The 18,649-nt window shown below is 37.5% G+C and carries 18 protein-coding genes; 5 read left to right on the forward strand and 13 right to left on the reverse strand.

All coding sequences use genetic code 11. From position 1 onward, the window contains the following. Positions 1 to 16 precede the first annotated feature (16 nt). Entirely contained in the window at positions 17 to 1,465 is a 1,449-nt protein-coding gene (norV, locus tag ACNARN_RS13150) for an anaerobic nitric oxide reductase flavorubredoxin (protein WP_416304543.1), read from the forward strand. After that, positions 1,462 to 2,616 (forward strand): NADH:flavorubredoxin reductase NorW, encoded by a 1,155-nt coding sequence (norW, locus tag ACNARN_RS13155; RefSeq protein WP_416304544.1) that lies wholly within the window; start codon positions 1,462 to 1,464, stop codon positions 2,614 to 2,616. Before norV ends, norW begins: the two co-directional genes overlap by 4 nt. Positions 2,617 to 2,901: 285 nt before the next feature. Here the strand turns inward: norW and ACNARN_RS13160 are convergent, their stop codons facing one another. Next, positions 2,902 to 5,109 (reverse strand): extracellular solute-binding protein, encoded by a 2,208-nt coding sequence (locus ACNARN_RS13160; protein ID WP_416304545.1) that lies wholly within the window; start codon positions 5,107 to 5,109, stop codon positions 2,902 to 2,904. A gap of 346 nt (positions 5,110 to 5,455) precedes the next feature. Between ACNARN_RS13160 and ACNARN_RS13165 the strand changes: the two genes are divergently transcribed. The 3 genes from ACNARN_RS13165 to ACNARN_RS13175 are packed head-to-tail and all read left to right on the forward strand — an operon-like array spanning position 5,456 to position 8,291. Next, complete coding sequence (locus ACNARN_RS13165) at positions 5,456 to 6,277, forward strand: MBL fold metallo-hydrolase (protein WP_099076083.1); 822 nt, start codon at positions 5,456 to 5,458, stop codon at positions 6,275 to 6,277. A 13-nt stretch (positions 6,278 to 6,290) separates the two neighbouring features. Beyond that, positions 6,291 to 7,538 carry an MFS transporter gene (locus ACNARN_RS13170; RefSeq protein ID WP_198620132.1) on the forward strand — a complete coding sequence of 416 codons (1,248 nt, stop codon included), beginning with the start codon at positions 6,291 to 6,293 and terminating at the stop codon, positions 7,536 to 7,538. 39 nt (positions 7,539 to 7,577) lie between these two features. Then, positions 7,578 to 8,291, forward strand: a complete 714-nt coding sequence (locus ACNARN_RS13175; RefSeq protein ID WP_151436438.1) for an MgtC/SapB family protein — start codon at positions 7,578 to 7,580, stop codon at positions 8,289 to 8,291. Positions 8,292 to 8,369: 78 nt separating this feature from the next. On the opposite strand, the gene ACNARN_RS13180 is transcribed toward ACNARN_RS13175, so the two are convergent. From ACNARN_RS13180 to ACNARN_RS13235, 12 genes are all read right to left on the reverse strand, one after another. Next, a complete protein-coding gene (locus ACNARN_RS13180; RefSeq protein ID WP_416304546.1) occupies positions 8,370 to 8,585 on the reverse strand; it encodes an SGNH hydrolase domain-containing protein in 216 nt (71 codons plus the stop codon). After that, positions 8,586 to 8,867 carry a hypothetical protein gene (locus tag ACNARN_RS13185; protein WP_416304547.1) on the reverse strand — a complete coding sequence of 94 codons (282 nt, stop codon included), beginning with the start codon at positions 8,865 to 8,867 and terminating at the stop codon, positions 8,586 to 8,588. Next, a complete protein-coding gene (locus tag ACNARN_RS13190; RefSeq protein ID WP_416304548.1) occupies positions 8,864 to 9,259 on the reverse strand; it encodes an SGNH hydrolase domain-containing protein in 396 nt (131 codons plus the stop codon). The genes ACNARN_RS13185 and ACNARN_RS13190 overlap by 4 nt, the downstream gene beginning before the upstream one ends. 101 nt (positions 9,260 to 9,360) lie before the next feature. After that, entirely contained in the window at positions 9,361 to 10,077 is a 717-nt protein-coding gene (locus ACNARN_RS13195; protein ID WP_416304549.1) for a hypothetical protein, read from the reverse strand. 175 nt (positions 10,078 to 10,252) lie between these two features. Further along, a complete protein-coding gene (locus tag ACNARN_RS13200; RefSeq protein WP_100158564.1) occupies positions 10,253 to 11,143 on the reverse strand; it encodes a dihydrodipicolinate synthase family protein in 891 nt (296 codons plus the stop codon). A 172-nt stretch (positions 11,144 to 11,315) separates the two neighbouring features. Next, on the reverse strand, positions 11,316 to 12,203 hold the full coding sequence (locus ACNARN_RS13205; RefSeq protein WP_416304550.1) for a MurR/RpiR family transcriptional regulator: 888 nt from the start codon (positions 12,201 to 12,203) through the stop codon (positions 11,316 to 11,318). A gap of 187 nt (positions 12,204 to 12,390) precedes the next feature. Then, positions 12,391 to 12,864, reverse strand: coding sequence for an N-acetylneuraminate anomerase (gene nanQ / locus ACNARN_RS13210; protein ID WP_416304551.1), 474 nt, complete (start codon positions 12,862 to 12,864; stop codon positions 12,391 to 12,393). A 13-nt stretch (positions 12,865 to 12,877) separates the two neighbouring features. Then, complete coding sequence (locus ACNARN_RS13215) at positions 12,878 to 14,368, reverse strand: sodium:solute symporter (RefSeq protein ID WP_198620137.1); 1,491 nt, start codon at positions 14,366 to 14,368, stop codon at positions 12,878 to 12,880. Positions 14,369 to 14,418: 50 nt separating this feature from the next. Further along, the gene (gene nanK, locus ACNARN_RS13220) at positions 14,419 to 15,288 is read right to left on the reverse strand and encodes an N-acetylmannosamine kinase (protein WP_109373763.1); all 870 of its coding nucleotides are present in this window, start codon (positions 15,286 to 15,288) and stop codon (positions 14,419 to 14,421) included. Next, positions 15,285 to 15,983, reverse strand: a complete 699-nt coding sequence (locus ACNARN_RS13225; protein WP_109373764.1) for an N-acetylmannosamine-6-phosphate 2-epimerase — start codon at positions 15,981 to 15,983, stop codon at positions 15,285 to 15,287. Before ACNARN_RS13225 ends, nanK begins: the two co-directional genes overlap by 4 nt. Positions 15,984 to 16,194: 211 nt before the next feature. Continuing rightward, the gene (locus ACNARN_RS13230; RefSeq protein WP_109373765.1) at positions 16,195 to 16,890 is read right to left on the reverse strand and encodes an oligogalacturonate-specific porin KdgM family protein; all 696 of its coding nucleotides are present in this window, start codon (positions 16,888 to 16,890) and stop codon (positions 16,195 to 16,197) included. A gap of 80 nt (positions 16,891 to 16,970) precedes the next feature. Next, positions 16,971 to 18,128: an N-acetylneuraminate epimerase gene (locus ACNARN_RS13235; protein ID WP_416304552.1), complete on the reverse strand. Its 1,158-nt coding sequence runs from the start codon at positions 18,126 to 18,128 to the stop codon at positions 16,971 to 16,973. Positions 18,129 to 18,649 lie beyond the last annotated feature (521 nt).

The raw sequence follows: 18,649 nt of genomic DNA on the forward strand, positions 1-18,649 counted from the left end.
GAAGGAACAATATAAAATGGCTATTCATGTTAAAAATAATGTTAATTGGGTTGGACAACGTGACTGGGAAGTTCGTGATTTTCATGGCACTGAATACAAAACATTATTAGGCAGTAGCTACAACAGTTACCTAATACGTGAAGAAAAGAATGTGCTTATTGATACGGTTGATCATAAATTCAGCCGTGAATTTGTGCAAAATTTACGCACGCAAATTGCTCTAGAAGAGATTGATTACATTATTATTAATCATGCAGAAGAAGATCACGCTGGCGCACTCACTGAGCTGATGTCTTTTATACCTAATACCCCGATTTATTGCACAGCAAATGCCATTGATTCAATCAATGGTCATCACCATCATCCTGAATGGAATTTTAATATCGTTAAAACAGGCGATAGCCTAGATATTGGTAATGGTAAGCAACTCATTTTTGTTGAAACGCCAATGTTACATTGGCCTGACAGCATGATGACCTATTTAACGGGAGATGCGATTTTATTTAGTAATGATGCCTTTGGTCAGCACTATTGTGATGAACGATTATTTAACGATGAAGTTGACCAAACTGAATTATTTGAACAATGCCAACGCTATTATGCCAATATTTTGACGCCATTTAGTCGCCTTGTAACACCCAAAATTAATGAAATTTTAGGCTTTAACTTACCTGTTGATATGATTGCTACTTCTCACGGTGTGGTATGGCGTGACACCCCAACGCAAATCGTTGAATTATATCTAAAATGGGCAGCAGACTATCAAGAAGATCGCATCACTATTTTCTATGACACCATGTCAAACAATACACGAATGATGGCAGATGCGATTGCACAAGGTATTAACGAAATTGACCCTAACGTATTTGTAAAAAGCTATAACGTCGCCAAAAGTGATAAAAATGACATCATCACTAGTGCTTTTCGTTCTAAGGGTGTGCTAGTCGGTTCATCGACAATGAATAATGTCATGATGCCAAAAATTGCCGCCATGCTGGAAGAGATGACTGGCTTACGTTTTCGTAATAAAAAAGCCGCTGCTTTTGGCAGTTATGGTTGGAATGGCGGTGCCGTAGATCGCATTCAAACTCGCTTAATGGATGCCGGATTTGAAACCACATTAGCGCTAAAAACCAAATGGCGCCCAGATATGCAAGCACAAGAAATTTGTCGTGAATATGGTCGTGAAATTGCACGCCAATGGGCTTTAGCACCACTTCCTGCAACCCAATCTTGTTGTACAGTCTCATCACAACCTGAAGTTGCCACAAATGTTGAAGCTGTCGATTTAGGTCCTTGTATGCAATGCAGTGTGTGTCAATGGATTTACGATCCTGCAATTGGTGAACCGATACAAAATGTTCAACCTAATACGCCGTGGAGTGAAGTACCTGATAACTTCTTATGCCCTGAATGTTCATTAGGAAAAGATGTCTTTGATGCACTTGCCAAGGAGGCAAAATGAGTAAAGACCTTCTCAGTAATGGGATTGTCATTATTGGCGCGGGCTTTGCTTCGCGCCAATTAGTGAAAAATATTCGCAAATTTAATGCAGATATTCCTATTATCCTAATTGCATCAGACAGTATTGATGAATATAACAAACCCGATTTAAGCCATGTAATCAGTCAGGCACAAAGTGCCGATGATTTAACGAAACAAACGGCTCAAGACTTTGCACAACAATATCAATTAGCAATTCATCCTTATACGCAAATTACGGATATTAATACGGATGAAAAACGTATTCAGAGCATGCAAGGCGAACAATGGTATTACGATAAATTAATATTAGCCACTGGTGCCAAAACCTATTGTCCGCCAATTTCAGGGCATGAGTTAATGTTAACGCTCAATAGCCAACAAGAGTACCGAGCTTATGAAACGCAAATTCATCACGCTAAACGTATATTAATTTTAGGTGCTGGGTTAATTGGTACTGAATTAGCGATGGATTTTAGTCGAGCAGGTAAAGAAGTGATCCTTGCTGATATTTCTGGGCAATTATTATCGTCGCTGATCCCATCTGATCTCAGTGGTCGTTTACAATCAAGCCTAACAGAAATTGGTGTGCGTTTAATGCTCAAATCACCGTTACAGTCATTAACACAAACCGATAACGGAATTTTAGCGACATTTAATCAACATCATCAATTAACCGTTGATTGTGTTATTGCCGCGACTGGGCTTACACCAAATATAGAGCTTGCTTATCTTGCAGGTTTACATACTGACCGTGGGATTATTGTGAATGAATATCTGCAAAGCAGTGATAAAGATATTTATGCCTTAGGTGACTGTGCACAAATCAACGGTAGCTTATTGCCATTTTTACAGCCAATACAATTGAGTGCGATGCATTTAGCAAAATCACTTGTAGGTGAAAATAATGCGCCACTTAATCTACCGCCAATGATTATTCGGGTAAAAACGCCTTTAATGCCACTGCACCTTGCCGGTGAAACCGCACGTAAAGATTTAACGTGGAATATTAGTACAACACAATCGGGCATTATCGCTAAAGGCTTTGATAAAAATGATGTATTACGTGCCTTTGTGGTAACAGAAGAGCAGGTAAAAGAAGCGTTTGCTTTATTAAGAGCACTGTCCGCTTAATTTAAATCTCTTCTCTAATTTTGACCTCTTAAACGACAAAAAGCACCTCAAGAGGTGCTTTTTGCTGAAACAATACAAATTCGAATTTGCAATATTTTACAACCTTGCTTGTTGCCTTATCCGCTCTCTAAGGAATATACATTTTGATCCTTACGATCTGACCGTATATCAGAGTGCAGCGCGGGCGACGTTCGATAATTTATAGAGCAGAGCCACTCATACCAGCTCTAGCGCAAGTAATATACGGATAATAAATACAATGCAAGTCGCCTAATAAAAACTGATTTACCGCTCACCTTGAGTATCTATCAACAAACGCTGATTTATATAATCGATAGTCTCGTCTATCGTCATAATATTATTAACGACATTCGTAATACCTTGTCCGATAATAATTTCGGCTTGGCGTAAATTAAATAACTTACCATTAGGTACCGAAGATTCTCGTATTCCCTTATTAATTTCTTGATAAGCCAATGTCATCCATGGGTAACGATGGCTAATTTCTTGGTTATGGCTGAAATTTTGATGATTACTGTTTCCACCTAATAAAATTAGGTGATCCATCACCATTGGGGAATAAAGCCAACGATAAAATTGCTCTGCATATTGTGATTTTTGGCTATAACGTGAAACGCCTAATACGCCACCGCCTAATTGTGGAATACTTCCGGGCACAGGTGCAAAACCTGTTTTAGGTAAAATATTGCTATGAGCGACATCGTTAAATAAATTCATATAAGCGATAAGCATAGCAAGATGACCTTGCTCAAATTGTCTAACTGATTCACTCCACCATTTATTATCAATATTTTCGGTGATCGACAATTGCTGTAGATATTCTTCTAATATTTCACCCGCTAACGGCATTGCTAATCTAGGAATATTATTACTTCCTATTAAACGCCCACCTTTTGCGTAGTAACGTAATAAATATTCTGTTGCAATGAGCCCTGCACTCCCTAATGTTGTTGAAGCGCCCATTGGACGATTTAATTGCCCTTCTTCATGCTGTTCAGTAAAAAACTGCGTTACATTATCGTATTCTTCGAACGTCGCAGGCACCGTTAATTCATTACCGGTTTTTTCGTAATACATTCTTTTTAGAATAGGATCTTCAAACAAGTCTTTTCGATAAAACAGAAGTTGCGCACTGGCATCAAAAGGCATGGCATAAGCAACATTATTGACTAAACTAAATTTCTGTTGAGTGGGCAATGAGAAATTATTTAATAAATCCGTTAGTCCATTAGCGATCTTATCTAATGGCTGCAATATTCTTTCCGCAAACCAAGGAAAACACGCCATATCAATACGCAGCAAATCATAATATGGATGTAAATGTAGCTGACTCAATATTTGATAAACTTCATCATAAGGGTGTATCGCCAAATTAACTTTAATTCCTGTCTGGCGATAAAAATGGGGCAATAGTTTTTTTAATGCACTGGTTGAAGGACTAGGCAGAATAAGCAAATTAAGATTTATATCTGCTTTATCCTCACATATAACCGCAGCGGTTTGCGTATAAAGATGATCACTTTGATTACGCACATAAATGGCATTATTTGCTGTTATCTCTCCCTCATCGGCATCTTGCATTAGCGCATCAATTACTTCTAACCCAAGTTGGGCATAGTTCATTGGAAAGTAATACAACCCTTTTAATACAGGTGGAATATTATCGCTCAATGCAAAAATAGGCGGGCAATCATTATGGCTACCGAAATAACTGGCTTGTGTTAAATAACGTGCTTTTTCTATATCTTGAGCAATAAATATGTCTGGAATTTGCTCCATAGAAAAGAAATCAAACGCAATTTTATAGCTCTCTTCATCTGACGCGCAAAGCACCACATTTTTTTTATTTGGTGCGTACTTCAAAAGTTGATTTTGTAATTCATTAACAAAAATCTGATTATTTAAATAATCACTATTGCCAATAAAAATGCCGACCAATTTACCGACAGTTTTTGCTACCTGTTGGCAAATAGCCTCTGCCGCTTGAGCAAAATCGAGTGTAAAAAAACGTTGTGTATTGAGTGGTTGGCGATAAATAAATGCAATTTGAGAAGGGGACAATTTTAACGTGTCAAAATAGATATTCGCATCATTAAGGCAACTCACGGTGATCACTTGCTTATAACCACCTGCTGCAATTTTCTGTAATAGCTCTAACTCTGTGGTTTCAAGGTCATCCGTTAAAAAAAGATCGTAAGTAACCTCAGGAAAATGAGCGATAGATTGTCTTAAAGAATTAAAGAAAACAGCATATTTTTCAGAAACTAATTGAGGTAAAAGTATCGCAATTTTATGGCTTTTATTGGTTCTTAACAGTTGAGCCTGTGTATTTAATTGATAACCCATTTGTTTGGCGGCTTGATACACAGCTTCAATTTTCTCAACGCTTACATTTCCACGCTTGTTCAATACGTTAGAAACAGTACCATGAGAAACACCTGCTAATTTTGCAATATCTTTTATCGTTGCCATAGACCTTTTTCCATCTCAATTTCCGCTTTCACTAGCATACCTGAATTATTTATCTCGACTACCGATAATTAATTTGAACGTTCCATTTAATAATTGTTTATAAAACAATCTTTTATTACTTGTCTCAAATAAATAATTATCAATATCAATTAAAAACTCATATTCATATTAATCAATAAGATAATAAAATTAATTTGAATAAGATCACTGATCTGATCTTCATTTATTGGCAAAGACTCTTCATCACTTTATTATTGGAACGTTCAAATTTATCTATATCTTATAGATAGCCAACACCAGATAATTAATAAAATCATAATAAAACAATAGGATAAGGGGATTTCTTATGAAACTTCATTTTTTAGGGACGGCTGCCTCAGAAGGCATACCCAATCCCTTCTGCCGTTGTGAACACTGTCTAAAAGCAAGAGAACTTGGTGGGAAAGATATCCGAACTCACTCGTCTGCCATTGTCGATGACATTATGTTAATCGACGTATCACCTACATTTAGCTACCAGTTAATGCGTGATGGAATGGATGCTACCCATTTTGAAAGTCTTCTATTCACTCACACGCATCCTGATCATTTCAATGTTGGCGATCTGTTTAGCCGAATGGAAGGTTATGGTTTTGAAATTAACCATCCCCTTCATATTTTTGGCAATGATCGCGCCATTAATGGTTGTATCGAAGTTTTACCTGGTTACAGCAAAGAGCGTTTCGCTTTTCACTGCTTAATTCCTTTTGTTACTGTCGAAAGAAACGGTTATAAAATTACGCCATTACTTGCTAATCATGCGAAATGGGAACTTTGCTATGTTTATCATATTGAGAAGGATGGCAAGGTGATTTTCTATGGTCATGATTCTGGTTGGTTCCCTGAATTAACGTGGAAATGGTTAGAAAACAAACCACTTGATATCGTTGTTTTTGAATGTACTTATGGACTCAATGGTAAAGATCGTACTGATAATCATATGAGCTTAGAAACCGTATTTGCAGCAAAAGAAAAACTGCAACAACAAGGTTGTTTACATCAAGATACACAAATTGCCGTTTCGCATATTTCACATAGCGGTAAATTGCTTCACCACGAATTAGAAGCTGTTTGTGCTCCTCATAATATCCGCGTTGCCTACGACGGATTAACGTTAGAAACAAATTAAGAGGAGAACGATGATGGATATGAAAATAACCTCTCGCTTACTAATTATGATGTTTGTGCAATATTTCATGCAAGGTGCGTGGAATATGACTATGGGGCTAGTATTAAGTACCTATGGTATGGCAAGCATTATTGGTAATGCCTATGCTTTATTAGGTGTAGCAACAATTATCTCCCCATTATTTATTGGTATGGTGGCTGACCGTTTCTTTGCTTCACAAAAAGTGATGGGCATCCTTCATTTAATTAATGCCGCAGTCATTATTTGTGTTCCTCAATTTATTGAAGCACAAAACAGTGGTATGACTTTATTCTTAATTTTCATTATTGGATTATTGTTTTATCCAACCACTGCGCTTTCAAATAGTATTAGTTTCTCCCACATTAATGGTGTGAAATATTTCCCTATTATTCGTGTATTCGGTACGTTCGGTTTTATGGCTATCGGATTTATATTAGGAGAAATGGGCTTCTCTGGTAGCACAATGACTTGGTATATTGCTTCTGCTGTGGGCGTATTACTGGGTTTCTATTGCTTTACTTTACCTAATACACCACCGAAAGCGAAAGGCAAACCGTTCTCTGCTCGTGATATTTTATGTTTGGATGCACTGTCATTATTTAAAGATCGCTATTTTGCTATCTTAATGTTTAGTATCTTTATTTTAATGATCCCTAAAACAGCTTATTCTGCTTATATTCCTGTCTTTATTAAAGCATTAGGTTTTAATAATGCAGCGTCTATTATGCAAATAGGGATCGCCTGTGAAGTGCTGTTTATGTTTGTCTTGTCATTCTTCTTAATGAAATTTGGCTTCAAAATTACACTTCTTTTAGGTGCTGTTAGCTGGATCATTCGCTCAATATTCTTTTCTTATGCTGCGGTAAATACAGAATTCTATTTTATCGTTATCGGATTAATGCTACAGGGATTATGTTGGGACTTCTTCTTTACCGCTGGTGATATCTATGTTGACCGCAAAGCAAAACCTGAAATCCGCGCTCAAGCACAAGGTTTACGTTTTATTGTCTCTAATGGTTTCGGCTTATTATTTGCTTCCACTATTTGTGGTCAAATCTTTAATTCAACCGTAACAGAAACAGGTGATGCAGCCTTACCACAATGGTCAACATTCTGGATATACCCAGCGATTGTTGCCGCCGTTGTGACGATATTCTTTATCTTCTTCTTTAAAGATGATGTGAGTAAAAAGAAAAGTAACGAAGATAAAAAAGCACAAGAAAGTATTGCAACACCGTAGTTTTAAAATAAAGGAATAAGCCAACGTTAGGAGCAAACCATGGACGCATTAATACAGTTTGTTGACAGCATTGGCCCTTTATCACTTTCAAGTATCGCTAAATTACTGGCCGCCTTTATTTTAGGCGGCCTTATTGGCTTAGAGCGTGAATCAAAGGGAAAGCCTGTCGGTTTTAAAACCTGTGTCATTATTGCTGTTGCCAGTTGTTTATTAACCATTGTCTCTATTCAATCCGCAGAATATTACGCCAATATCTCCGACAATATTCGTAGCGATCCCATGAGGTTAGCAGCACAAATTATCAGTGGTGTCGGCTTTCTTGGCGCAGGTGTTATATTGCATCGACGTGATGACGCAATTTCAGGTCTAACAACAGCAGCGATAGTATGGGCTTCAGCGGGTGTGGGGATTGCTTGTGGTTCAGGGTTTTATTGGCATGCCATGATTGTGACTTTTCTCTTTTTTATGGCTATTCAACTCAGCCCACAAGTGGTGCTATTCCAAATGAAAAACCAACGTTTAGGTAAGATAAAAGTACGTATGTTATTTACTCATGAAAGCGGTGTTCCTCTTTTAATTGAGTATTTAAAAAGTCATAAAGACGTAATTGAAAATCTGACTATTCGTGATATTAAAAAAGAGCGCGTTGAAGTAAATTTGAAGCTGTTAGTTAGGCAAAAAATTACCTTACCTGAATTTTATTGCTCATTAAAACAGCTTGAACATGTTCATTCTGTTTCTTTGGATCATTAATATATTCAAAAATAAAAAGGGCGGTTATCTAAGATAAAGCGCCCTTTTTATTATTTTGATGACCGATTGATGGTCATATTAAGGATTTTTGATGACTAGCGGATTACCAAAACGTTCTAGATACATCATGCCGAAGATTGTTGAAGCATAATCTGTAATATGCCCTACATCACGATAAACCGGCACACCTTCTATATAGGTTAAGCAGATATTTTTATCACACTGCACATCTTTAGGATCGATGATAATTAAAGTTGGATAATCCTGTTTTAATTTAACGAATAATTGATCCATTCATGTATTCCCCTCACCTTTATAGTTTTTGGGATTACAGTTATTATCTGCAAAGTCTTTTCTTAATTTTGCATTTTCATAAAAACAGGTCATAAAACCACTTGGCATAAAATTGACTGTTTTAATAAAAACGGGTTTAGCGCCTGTGGTAATAATAAGATCAAGCGCTTCACGCATCGCTTTCTCAACGCGTTTACGAGGCTCTTCGACGGTTCTAACATCACCTATTTTATTAATGACATGGTTTGACGCGTAGTTATTCCAAACCTGCCCAAATATCACATAATCAAAGTGATTGTTCTTGATGAGTTGATAATATTTCGCCGTTTGATCGAACAACGCTGATAAACCGCATTTTTATGATTAGACCAATCATAAAGGTAAATATTAGGAAGAGTAATGCATGATAACGTGGCTTGTGCATATACATCTATTTTGGCGTCTTTACCTAAAATATCCATAAAGCCCCAATAATGATTTGCATAAGAATCACCAAATAAAAACGCTTTTCTCTGGCTTCCCACTTCACCAATATGGCACATTTTATCTGGATCAGAGGCTTCAAAATTCATACATTTGGTTCGATTAGGATAATCAAACTGATTCAACTTAGCTTCTAAATTAACGTAATTTTGCCCAAGCCTTGCGCCAACACCGCGATATTTTACATTCATAATTCAAGTACATTATCCAGATGAAAAGAATTGCCGGATTATATACCAATTAGCCATATCGCTTTAGTCACAAAAAGAAAAAGGCTATTTAATATTTATTATTAATAACACCTAAATGGCCATAACTGATTAAACTCCATCGTTAAACCTAATTGCACTTCAGATGAAAGAGAACCTTTACTCACCACAAATTTTGGATGTCGAATAACGATAGAGGTATTAATATCATAAAACATTAATGATGATCGGCTCTGTTCTAACTCATCATAAAGCGTCCTCATTTCTGCTGATGACCTATTTTCACATAATCGCCCAAGCGTGATATGAATAATATTTTTATGAAGGGTGTTATCAATGGGGATCTGCTGATAAACCTTTTGTCTGAATTGTTCTAATTCCTTTGAAACGCCCGTTAATATCACACTACCATTAGACGTTAACACAACGTTATTAAATGAAATTTCAATTCGTTTTGTTTGATTAAAGATTTGGGCAATCTCTTGGCACCACGCCAATAATCCGGGTCGTTGCAGTTTAAACTGTTCATTTTGTTGATTAAAAATCGTTAATAATGTGGAATGAAATTCTTGTGGCTGAGCAAATTCAATAAATGGAAACTTAAGTGCAAGCGGTTCACAATAAGCCATTAGCTTCTGGCTAAAGGGAATAAAGCTTTCCTCAATTTCAGGCTGACAAATCATTAATTGCCCCGCATTTAAGCTGACATCAAAAATACTTTCATCATTGATTTGTCGTTGCCAAATTTCACCTGTTGACAATTTTTTGAGTGTTGCTTGTGTCAGGAATTCGCATGCCATAAATGCACCTAAGTAAAGAATATAATTATTGCTATTACTTTGGTTGGAGTGAAATTTAAAATCAAGTTGCAGAGTGAATAATAAAAAGTGGCTTTCATCTAAAAGCCACTGTCACATCAATGGGGGAGATGTTAAAAATGGGCTATCTATAAATACTCAATCAAAATCAAATCAATTACAGAAAATTAGCAGCTTTAAACTTCGCGAGAGCATCTGCTGTTTGCTCTGCGGTCATTGGGCGTAATGGGCGACGAGGAGAGCCCACATCAATACCATGCAGTTGCATTGCCACTTTTCCTGCCGCAACGCCGCCGTATTCGACTAACACACGAATAATCGCAATCACTTTATCCATGCAAGCGGTCACTCCTTCATGATCACCCGCTTTAAATTTTTCAATAATTTCAAGGTATAATGGCGCAGCATAGTTATAAGTACTGCCGACTGCACTTAATGCACCACAGGCTAATCCAGCAGGAATAAATTCATCAACACCAAATGGGATGTCATATTTTCCACCATCTACACGTAAGCAACGCTGGAATTCATACATATCAGGAGAGTTAAATTTCATACCTGATAGATTTGGGATAGCTTTACCCGCAGCTTGTAAGAATTTTTCCATATCAATGCTTAAGCCTGACATCGTGGAATGATAATAATAAAAACCTTTTGATGGCGCACTGGCGGCGGCTAAACGGCAATATTCAACCAAGTCATCAACATTGCCTGGCTTAAAGAAACAAGGACCAATCACTGATGTTGCTTTGATATCTAATGTCTCAGCATGGCGAGCAAGTTCTAGTGTATCCGCAATGCTTAATGCACCCGTGTGAATAATAAGGTCTAGTTTACCCTGACTGGCATCAACCCAGCGTTCGGCTACCTTCTTACGTTCTTCAACAGAGCAATGAATACCTTCACCCGTTGTTCCTAATACATAAGCACCCGTCACACCGCTTGCTATAAGGTGTTTTGCTATCTCATCAATGACAGGATAATTAACGCTACCGTCAGTCGCAAATGGGGTATGAGGCGCGGCAATCAGTCCAGAGAGTTTGTTCATGATCACTTCCTTTGGAGGTTAATTTCTTTATTGTTTAACTTATGGAGTTTGACTCTATATTAGAGAGCTATACTTCAGAACGCAATAACGAAATGAGCGTTAAAGGAAGAGAAAAATGAAAGTGTGATCTTTCGCCAATTTTCGCAAAAAATCACACAATGCAGAAATGAGCTTACGCGGAATGAGTCTGTTTTAACGCATTCAGTGTTCGTAGTTTTTGCTCCTTGACCATTTCTGGTTGAGCTTGAACTAACAAGGTATAGAGGAGATCCAACACAAAGAGTTGTGCTGTTTTTGTACCAATAGAGTCGCCTTGCAATTTCCCTTGTCGATTACCATTAATCAAATGATAGTCCGCATGTTCCATAATTTGTGAACCCAAATTATGAGTCAGTGCAATGGTATAGGCTCCCGCTTCTTTTGCCAATTTAAGGGAATGAACCGTTTCTGGTGAATTACCTGAGTGGCTAATACCAATAGCAACATCACCCGGTTTTAATAACGAGGCTTGCATATACATAAAATGGTTATTTGTCACCGCATCAACACGATAACCAATTCGCATTAATTTATTTTTTAGATCTTCCGCCGTTATACCTGAAGAACCAACACCACAGATAAAAATATAATTTGCTGACAATAAAGCATCTACAGCGCCTTGAACTTGCTTCATATCGAGCAGATTCAATGTCTCTGATAGTACGTTATTAATCGTTGCTTGAAGTTTTAAACCAATGGTATGGATATCGTCTTGATGAGTGACTTCTGCATCAAGAATAGGTGACTCTTCATTATCAGAGGTCGCCATTTCAATCGCCAAATCCATTTTAAAATCTTGAAACCCTTTATAACCCAATGTGCGACAAAAACGCACAACCGTCGCTTCACCCGCTTTTGTCGCTTGTGACAGTTGAGCAATAGAGAGCTGAGTAACTTCTGTAGGATGGAACAGGATATAGTCTGCAATACGCTGTGATACTCGCGTTAGACTATTTTTCATTGCGCCTAGCGTATCAAGTATTTTACCCGGCTTTAATCGGGTCGTTGCCTGTTCTGTCATGGAGATTATCCTTGGTTGCAGCGGATACACGGAAAAAATTCTGCTAACAAGAGTACCAATTCCAACAGGTTAAAAAAAGCCTTGCTCATACAATAATGTGATAATAAAAAACGCTTTATTCCTTATATCATCAGAATACAACTTACTGATACATCAGAAATAAAGCGCTTAATAAAAACAGTAATTGTTAGTCAGTCAATGCGGCGACATCCAACTTAACGACTACTTTCTTCAGTGTATTTGCACCCTTTTCAGCCGAAATTCCCGGTTTATGAGGTTCATAAGGCATAAAAACAGCAAACATGCTTGGTGTAAGCATTAAGGTCTGTTGACCTATTATTGTATCGGTTAGTTGATAATCATCAGCCTCATTATAAGGCGTCACATCTTGAGCTGAGCCCTGTATACCAAAATCAATAATTTCCTCACCAGATAGCAATATCTGAATATCAATATAACGCTGATGTAACTCTGCACGTTTTTGCTCACGAGGCTGCGTGTCAAACGTCATCACATTCATAAACAACGTTTCACCGTCAATTTTATAACTACCCGGTGCGAGAGATGCAGGATCAAGTGCGAGTGCTTTTTCCATCGCGTTACGCAGTGCTGAATTCATTTCTGGCATCAAAGCCAAATCTGACATGTGTCCAAATAACATAGGTTATCCCCTATTAATTCCCTGATGTTTCATTGTCATCTAATGAAATTTGTTTTGCTGAGGCGAAAAGAGGCGCTGTGATTGTTCCTGCTATTACCACAGACATTGCACCGATCACACCGTAGAAGAAGAAGTTAAGATCACTGCCATAACGAGCCGCTAATACCGCAATAATACTGACGATAATACCCACCACGGCACTGCCTGCATTGGCACGTTTAACAAAAATACCCAACATAAACAGACCTGTCATTGGGCCACCCATTAAGCCAATCAGGCTGTTAAAGGCATCCCAAATTTCAGACTCATCAGATAAAACTAACCAAATTGCGGCAAGGCTACTGAACACACCCGCTACGATAATCACTAATCTTGCGACTTTCATTTTTTGTTCAGCACGGCGTTCTACTTTACTTAAACGAGTATAAATATCTGAGTTAAAGCAACTTGAAATACTGTTTAAGCTACTCGAAATACTCGATTGAGCCGCAGCAAAAATAGCAGCGATAATTAATCCAGCAATACCGACAGGCATTTCGGTCACAATAAATAGAGGTAGAATACCACCTGTATTAAAGCCTTCAGGTAAGAAACTAGGATTCTGTTTGTAATACACAAACAAGGCCGAGCCAATAGCGAAGAAGAAAATAGGAATAATGGCAACTAATTTAGCGTTTGTTATCAGTGTACGCTTAGTTTCTTCAATGGAATCCGTCACAATATAACGCTGTACGACATCCTGACTTGCGGTAAATTGCTGAATATTCGCGAATAAAAATCCGATCATCAAAACAGGAATGGTGCTATCAGTCCAACTCCAACGTAATTGTGTCGCAGGGAAGAATTTATCTGCCTGTGATGTTGCAGTGAAAATTTCACTAATTCCGCCATCAACTTTAAAGCAGATCATAATAAAGATAAGCACTGCGCCACCTGATAGTAATAACCCTTGAATAACGTCAGTCCAAATAACGCCTTCAATGCCGCCCATCCAAGTATAAACAATACATAGCAAGCTAATCAGCACAATTAATACAACGGGATCGATACCCATAAAAGGACGCAAAGCAAGTACAGTTAAATAAGTAATAATTGCCACTCGACCAATATGGAATAACATAAATGAAAGGCTGGCAAATAAACGGCTGCGTATATCAAAACGCGCTTCTAAATATTCATAAGCCGAGGTGATTTTTAATTTTCTAAAAAACGGAATATAGAAATAAAAGACTAATGGCAAAATAGCGATCGCTAAATATTGCCCAATAATGAAAGTCCAGTCTGAGGTATAAGCCTTTGCAGGAATAGACATAAACGTAATCGAGCTTAATGTGGTTGCAAAGACGGAAACACCCGCAGCCCAACCTGGAACACGACCTCCGCCACGGAAATAATCATCCGCGGTTTTTTGACGTTTAGAGAAATAAACACCAACGAGTAGCATTGCTGCTAAATAACCAAACAGCACTGCATAATTAATGAAACCAAAATCATGTAATTGCATTTTTTAGTCCTGCCATATGTAGGGTAAAAGGTAAGTTTTACGACAGTTTTTTATTGCTCTCTAGCCCACAGGACAGCGCCCCAGAGCCCGGCATCATGATGGTAGTGAGCCGATAATATCGGCACTTGTAATGCTAATGGCTGTTGTGTCATGGCTGCTTGAACGAGTTCTATATACCCTTTCGCTAGCCCAACACTACCGCCAAGAACGACACAATCGGCATCGGTTGTGGCTTTAATATCTGTCACCAAATTTGCAATTGTGTTTGCTGAGTGCTCAATAATTGATTTTGCTTGTGAATTTCCCTGATGAAAGGCAGCAAAAATCGCTTTAGCATCTTTTCCTGCAAGCTCTCCAGTTGCCTGTGCGGCAATCGCACGACCTGAAGCGATGGCTTCAACGCAACCATAGCGACCACAGCCACAACGTGGGCCATGAGGATCTGCTAAGGTGTGACCTAAATGGCCTGCAATACCTCGTTTTCCTGTAAAAAGTTGTCCTTGTTGAATAACGCCACCGCCAACACCTGTCGATACAGTGATAAACGCCATATCAGAAATAGTTTCACGACGATAATCATATTCAGCCCATGTTGCGGCTTGAGCATCATTCAGTAACCAACATGGCAACCCCGTGATCGCAGATAACGTTTCTTTTAAAGGAAAATCCTTTAATCCGCCTAAGTTATCCGGATTCAGAGCCGTTAAAATGCCATTACAAATAATGCCTGTTGATGCCACGGCAACACTATCAGCATGGTTTTTTAGTGGTGTCGTAATAGCAACGAGTGCTTCATAAAGTTGTGTTGGTGATGCACTTGCGGGTGTGGTGATCTGCGTATGTTGTGTCAATTGGTTATCTCGGCTAATTAATGCTGCCGAAATTTTTGTTCCTCCAATATCAATGGCTAATGTATTCATTTATCTAACTCCTGCTGCCACTTTAATGCTTGAGTGAACCAATCACAGACATGCTCAAGACGTGTTAATGCAGAGCCTACAGTGACAGCCCAAGCACCCGCATGCATACCTCTTGCTGCCATCATCGGTGTGTTATAACGCCCTTCAGCAATCACTCGGCATCCTTTTTCAGCCAATGCAGTGACCAGCTGTAAATCAGGCAGCTTTGGTATTTCGCCACCGGTATAGCCCGACATCGTTGAACCAATAAATTCGGTGCCCAACTCTTGGCAATACATGCCTTCGTCAAAGGTGGCGCAATCCGCCATCGCCAATTTTCCTAAACGATGAATATGAGCTAATAACGTTTTCACGGGTACAGGACGCACACGATCAGTACCATCAAAAGCAATAATATCTGCACCTGCGGTGGCTAATTCTTCAATATCACTGAGCCACGGTGTGATCCTTACAGGGCTATCAGGCAAATCACGCTTCACAATGCCAATAATCGGCACATCAATAAGAGGACGCGTTGCTTTTAAATTATCAATTCCCTCAATACGTACTGCGATTGCACCTGCATTTACTGCGGCTTGAGCCATAGCAGCGACAATTTCGGGCTTATCCATTGGACTATTATCAACTGGCTGGCAAGACACGATTAATCCGCCTTTTTGCTGAATATCCTTAGTCATTTTTTCAATTAGCGCCATTTTGAACTCACTGTTCTCTTTTTTTGAAATACAACTCCAAATTATAATATTTTACGGAGTTTAATTTCTCAATCAAAAAAATAACAATTTGTGAAGAAGATCAAACAATAACCACAGCCATATAACCAACTGATAAATAAACAAAATAAAAAGGAAGAATGATGTCTCCACCATTCTTCCTGTTTTTTTACTTTGTTTTCATTAAGTAAAATCAGAAATGGAACTGTAACCCAACACGATAACGCGTCTGACGAGCATCACTAAGTGGGCTTACTGCCATGTTGCCAATTTCAATATAAGGCGTGAATGTGCTGTTGATTTGATAAGAGAAAGCGACGTTATGCTCATAATTACGTTTTTTATTATCGTATTTTATGGCATCGCTATACATTTGCGTGTAGTCATATTCCACTTTAAATTTGTTATATTTATAACCAATAAAACCATCAAAACGATTTGTCTTTTCGTCATCAACACCCTGTTTTGTTTTACGGGCATAATCAAAACGATAACGCCCTGCAATATATAAACCACTATCAAAATTATATTGTGCTTTTAAATAAGGTTTATATATAGAAGTATCGGTAACTGTTTCGAAAATAAGACCAGGTTGTAATGTGACATTATTATTTAATTTATGATTGTAGCTTAACCCCATTTCAATGGCATTATTAACAACATCACTAAATAATTTATCTTTTTCACCATCAACACCACCTGATTTGACACTCGCATCAATATAAAAACCAATACCATTTGAAAAAGAATGAATAAATGCAATTCTATCTTTATTAATTCGTGTCGAATCTGCATATTCATGACGGAAGTCTAATGTAGTCGCATATAATTGAGATGACATTAATAAAGTACAGCATGCCAATAAAAGTTTTTTCTTTTTATTTGCCATAATATTTACCTAAATAGGTAAGACTCCCTGAATAAATCAGGGGTCTTAATGGGTTATTTTAATTTATATGTAGGGAGAGATTATTCAATAATTAATTGTTTATCTTTCATCGTTAAAGTAATAACTGAATTAACAGCTTCACCTTTATTTGTTTCACCTCCGATTAAATAAAGTGAATTATCATGTGAGATAGTGACACCATAGCCAAGAGGAAGCGGTAATTCGCCAATGACTTTCCATTGATTATTAATAAAGCCATAAATTTCTTTATGCCATGTTTTTTCTAGTCCTTGGTGTGCAAAATAATGTTGCTGTGCATAGTTTGCCTGAGAACCCGGAAAATTAGCCCCTCCAGCAACCAGCAAGGTGTGCATGCTGTAACCCGCAAATGCACCTGCTAAGCCGTCTTGTTGCTGATCAGGTGTAGGATTTGGTAGCTTTTGTGCTACCGTGTCCCATTGTAATTGGTTGTTTTTAAATGTCGCTGTTTGTACTTCACTGGTTCGTAATCCCGGTTTTATTTCACCATTTATTAAGGTGATTTTATTACCATCATAAGCTAATGCCGAACCCGCCGTTCCATTAAATGGCATAACACCTAATAATCGCCATTGATTACTTTCAGCGTTATATTCCATTATATTTCGATTAAAGAAGTAACCTTCCGCAGGTTTATTAAAATAATCACTGATGACTTTTTCATTTTCAGATCCATTCTCTTTGGTGCGGTTTAAATCAACAAAGTAACCATCAAAAATTTGTTGATTAACACCACCAAGAATAATAGCTTCATGGTTGTTAATATTGATAGCAGCATGCCCAACTAATCCGTAAGGCGCTCGCGTATTCACTTTTTCCCATTTATTTTCTTTAGGTAAATAACGATAAACTTCTGTGAGTGCACTAATAGTTTCACTCTCTTTATTTTCTTTTCCCGCACCACCAAATACATAAATATCGTTATTTAATGCTAGTGCAATGGCCTGGTCTCTTTGTGTACCAGGAAAGTCTGCTATTTTTTCCCATTGTTTTGTTTGATTATTAAGATCAAGCTTATACCAAGATTTTCCTGCTGTGCCTAAACCAATATAAATAACATTTTTGTTGATTGTTCCTGCCCCACTTTTAAATGTGACAGGTAAGTTAGGAAGTTTTTCTGCAAAGCTAGTAGAGGTGAATATTGCTGACACTAGCATTACAGAGAGACAGGCGTAAGATATTTTCTTTATTCTGTTCATACTTATTAGCTCTTATTATTGTCATCAAGTAGGGTGTTTTTTGTATATTGAAGATCACTCCAATATATAATTATTTTCGGAGTTAAACTTCAAATCGATCTTTTCTGAATTGTGAAGACGATCAAAATGTCTATTTTTTAGCCTTATATTTTTATAACTTTCCTTAAATCAAATTTAGGAATAAAAATCTGACATTGGAATAAAAAGTAGTCACAATAATTTATTGTTGAGATTTTATGCAGAATATAATGTTACTTCTTTTACAGTAAAATTTTTTTATAAAAGAGATAAGAATGGAGTTTTATTTCAAGAGCCTTTTTAATCGATTTAATCCCCATTTTCACCTTGTGTGCTAACTAGGGAGTAAAAGAGTCATAAAGAACTTTCAATTAATCAGGAATTATTCCAATTAAATTTTTTAAATATAATCAATAAGATATAAAAATAAAATAATGTTTAATAACCGTTTCGACATTTTTGCTGATGCTCACCTTACACAAATAAGGTTAATTCCATGACTT

This window comes from Proteus sp. TSJ240517 (assembly GCF_047921575.1).
Lineage (GTDB): Bacteria > Pseudomonadota > Gammaproteobacteria > Enterobacterales > Enterobacteriaceae > Proteus.

What these genes read in the sequence shown, in the direction of transcription:
- nanK (WP_109373763.1), bottom strand. Translation starts at nt 15,288, where the DNA reads ATGAATACATTAGCCATTGATATTGGAGGAACAAAAATTTCGGCAGCA.
- ACNARN_RS13200 (WP_100158564.1), bottom strand. Translation starts at nt 11,143, where the DNA reads ATGAACAAACTCTCTGGACTGATTGCCGCGCCTCATACCCCATTTGCG.
- ACNARN_RS13215 (WP_198620137.1), bottom strand. Translation starts at nt 14,368, where the DNA reads ATGCAATTACATGATTTTGGTTTCATTAATTATGCAGTGCTGTTTGGT.
- ACNARN_RS13205 (WP_416304550.1), bottom strand. Translation starts at nt 12,203, where the DNA reads ATGACAGAACAGGCAACGACCCGATTAAAGCCGGGTAAAATACTTGAT.
- ACNARN_RS13180 (WP_416304546.1), bottom strand. Translation starts at nt 8,585, where the DNA reads ATGGATCAATTATTCGTTAAATTAAAACAGGATTATCCAACTTTAATT.
- ACNARN_RS13235 (WP_416304552.1), bottom strand. Translation starts at nt 18,128, where the DNA reads ATGAACAGAATAAAGAAAATATCTTACGCCTGTCTCTCTGTAATGCTA.
- ACNARN_RS13160 (WP_416304545.1), bottom strand. Translation starts at nt 5,109, where the DNA reads ATGGCAACGATAAAAGATATTGCAAAATTAGCAGGTGTTTCTCATGGT.
- ACNARN_RS13195 (WP_416304549.1), bottom strand. Translation starts at nt 10,077, where the DNA reads ATGGCATGCGAATTCCTGACACAAGCAACACTCAAAAAATTGTCAACA.
- ACNARN_RS13190 (WP_416304548.1), bottom strand. Translation starts at nt 9,259, where the DNA reads ATGAATGTAAAATATCGCGGTGTTGGCGCAAGGCTTGGGCAAAATTAC.
- ACNARN_RS13230 (WP_109373765.1), bottom strand. Translation starts at nt 16,890, where the DNA reads ATGGCAAATAAAAAGAAAAAACTTTTATTGGCATGCTGTACTTTATTA.
- ACNARN_RS13165 (WP_099076083.1), top strand. Translation starts at nt 5,456, where the DNA reads ATGAAACTTCATTTTTTAGGGACGGCTGCCTCAGAAGGCATACCCAAT.
- ACNARN_RS13175 (WP_151436438.1), top strand. Translation starts at nt 7,578, where the DNA reads ATGGACGCATTAATACAGTTTGTTGACAGCATTGGCCCTTTATCACTT.
- norV (WP_416304543.1), top strand. Translation starts at nt 17, where the DNA reads ATGGCTATTCATGTTAAAAATAATGTTAATTGGGTTGGACAACGTGAC.
- ACNARN_RS13170 (WP_198620132.1), top strand. Translation starts at nt 6,291, where the DNA reads ATGGATATGAAAATAACCTCTCGCTTACTAATTATGATGTTTGTGCAA.
- ACNARN_RS13225 (WP_109373764.1), bottom strand. Translation starts at nt 15,983, where the DNA reads ATGGCGCTAATTGAAAAAATGACTAAGGATATTCAGCAAAAAGGCGGA.
- nanQ (WP_416304551.1), bottom strand. Translation starts at nt 12,864, where the DNA reads ATGTTATTTGGACACATGTCAGATTTGGCTTTGATGCCAGAAATGAAT.
- norW (WP_416304544.1), top strand. Translation starts at nt 1,462, where the DNA reads ATGAGTAAAGACCTTCTCAGTAATGGGATTGTCATTATTGGCGCGGGC.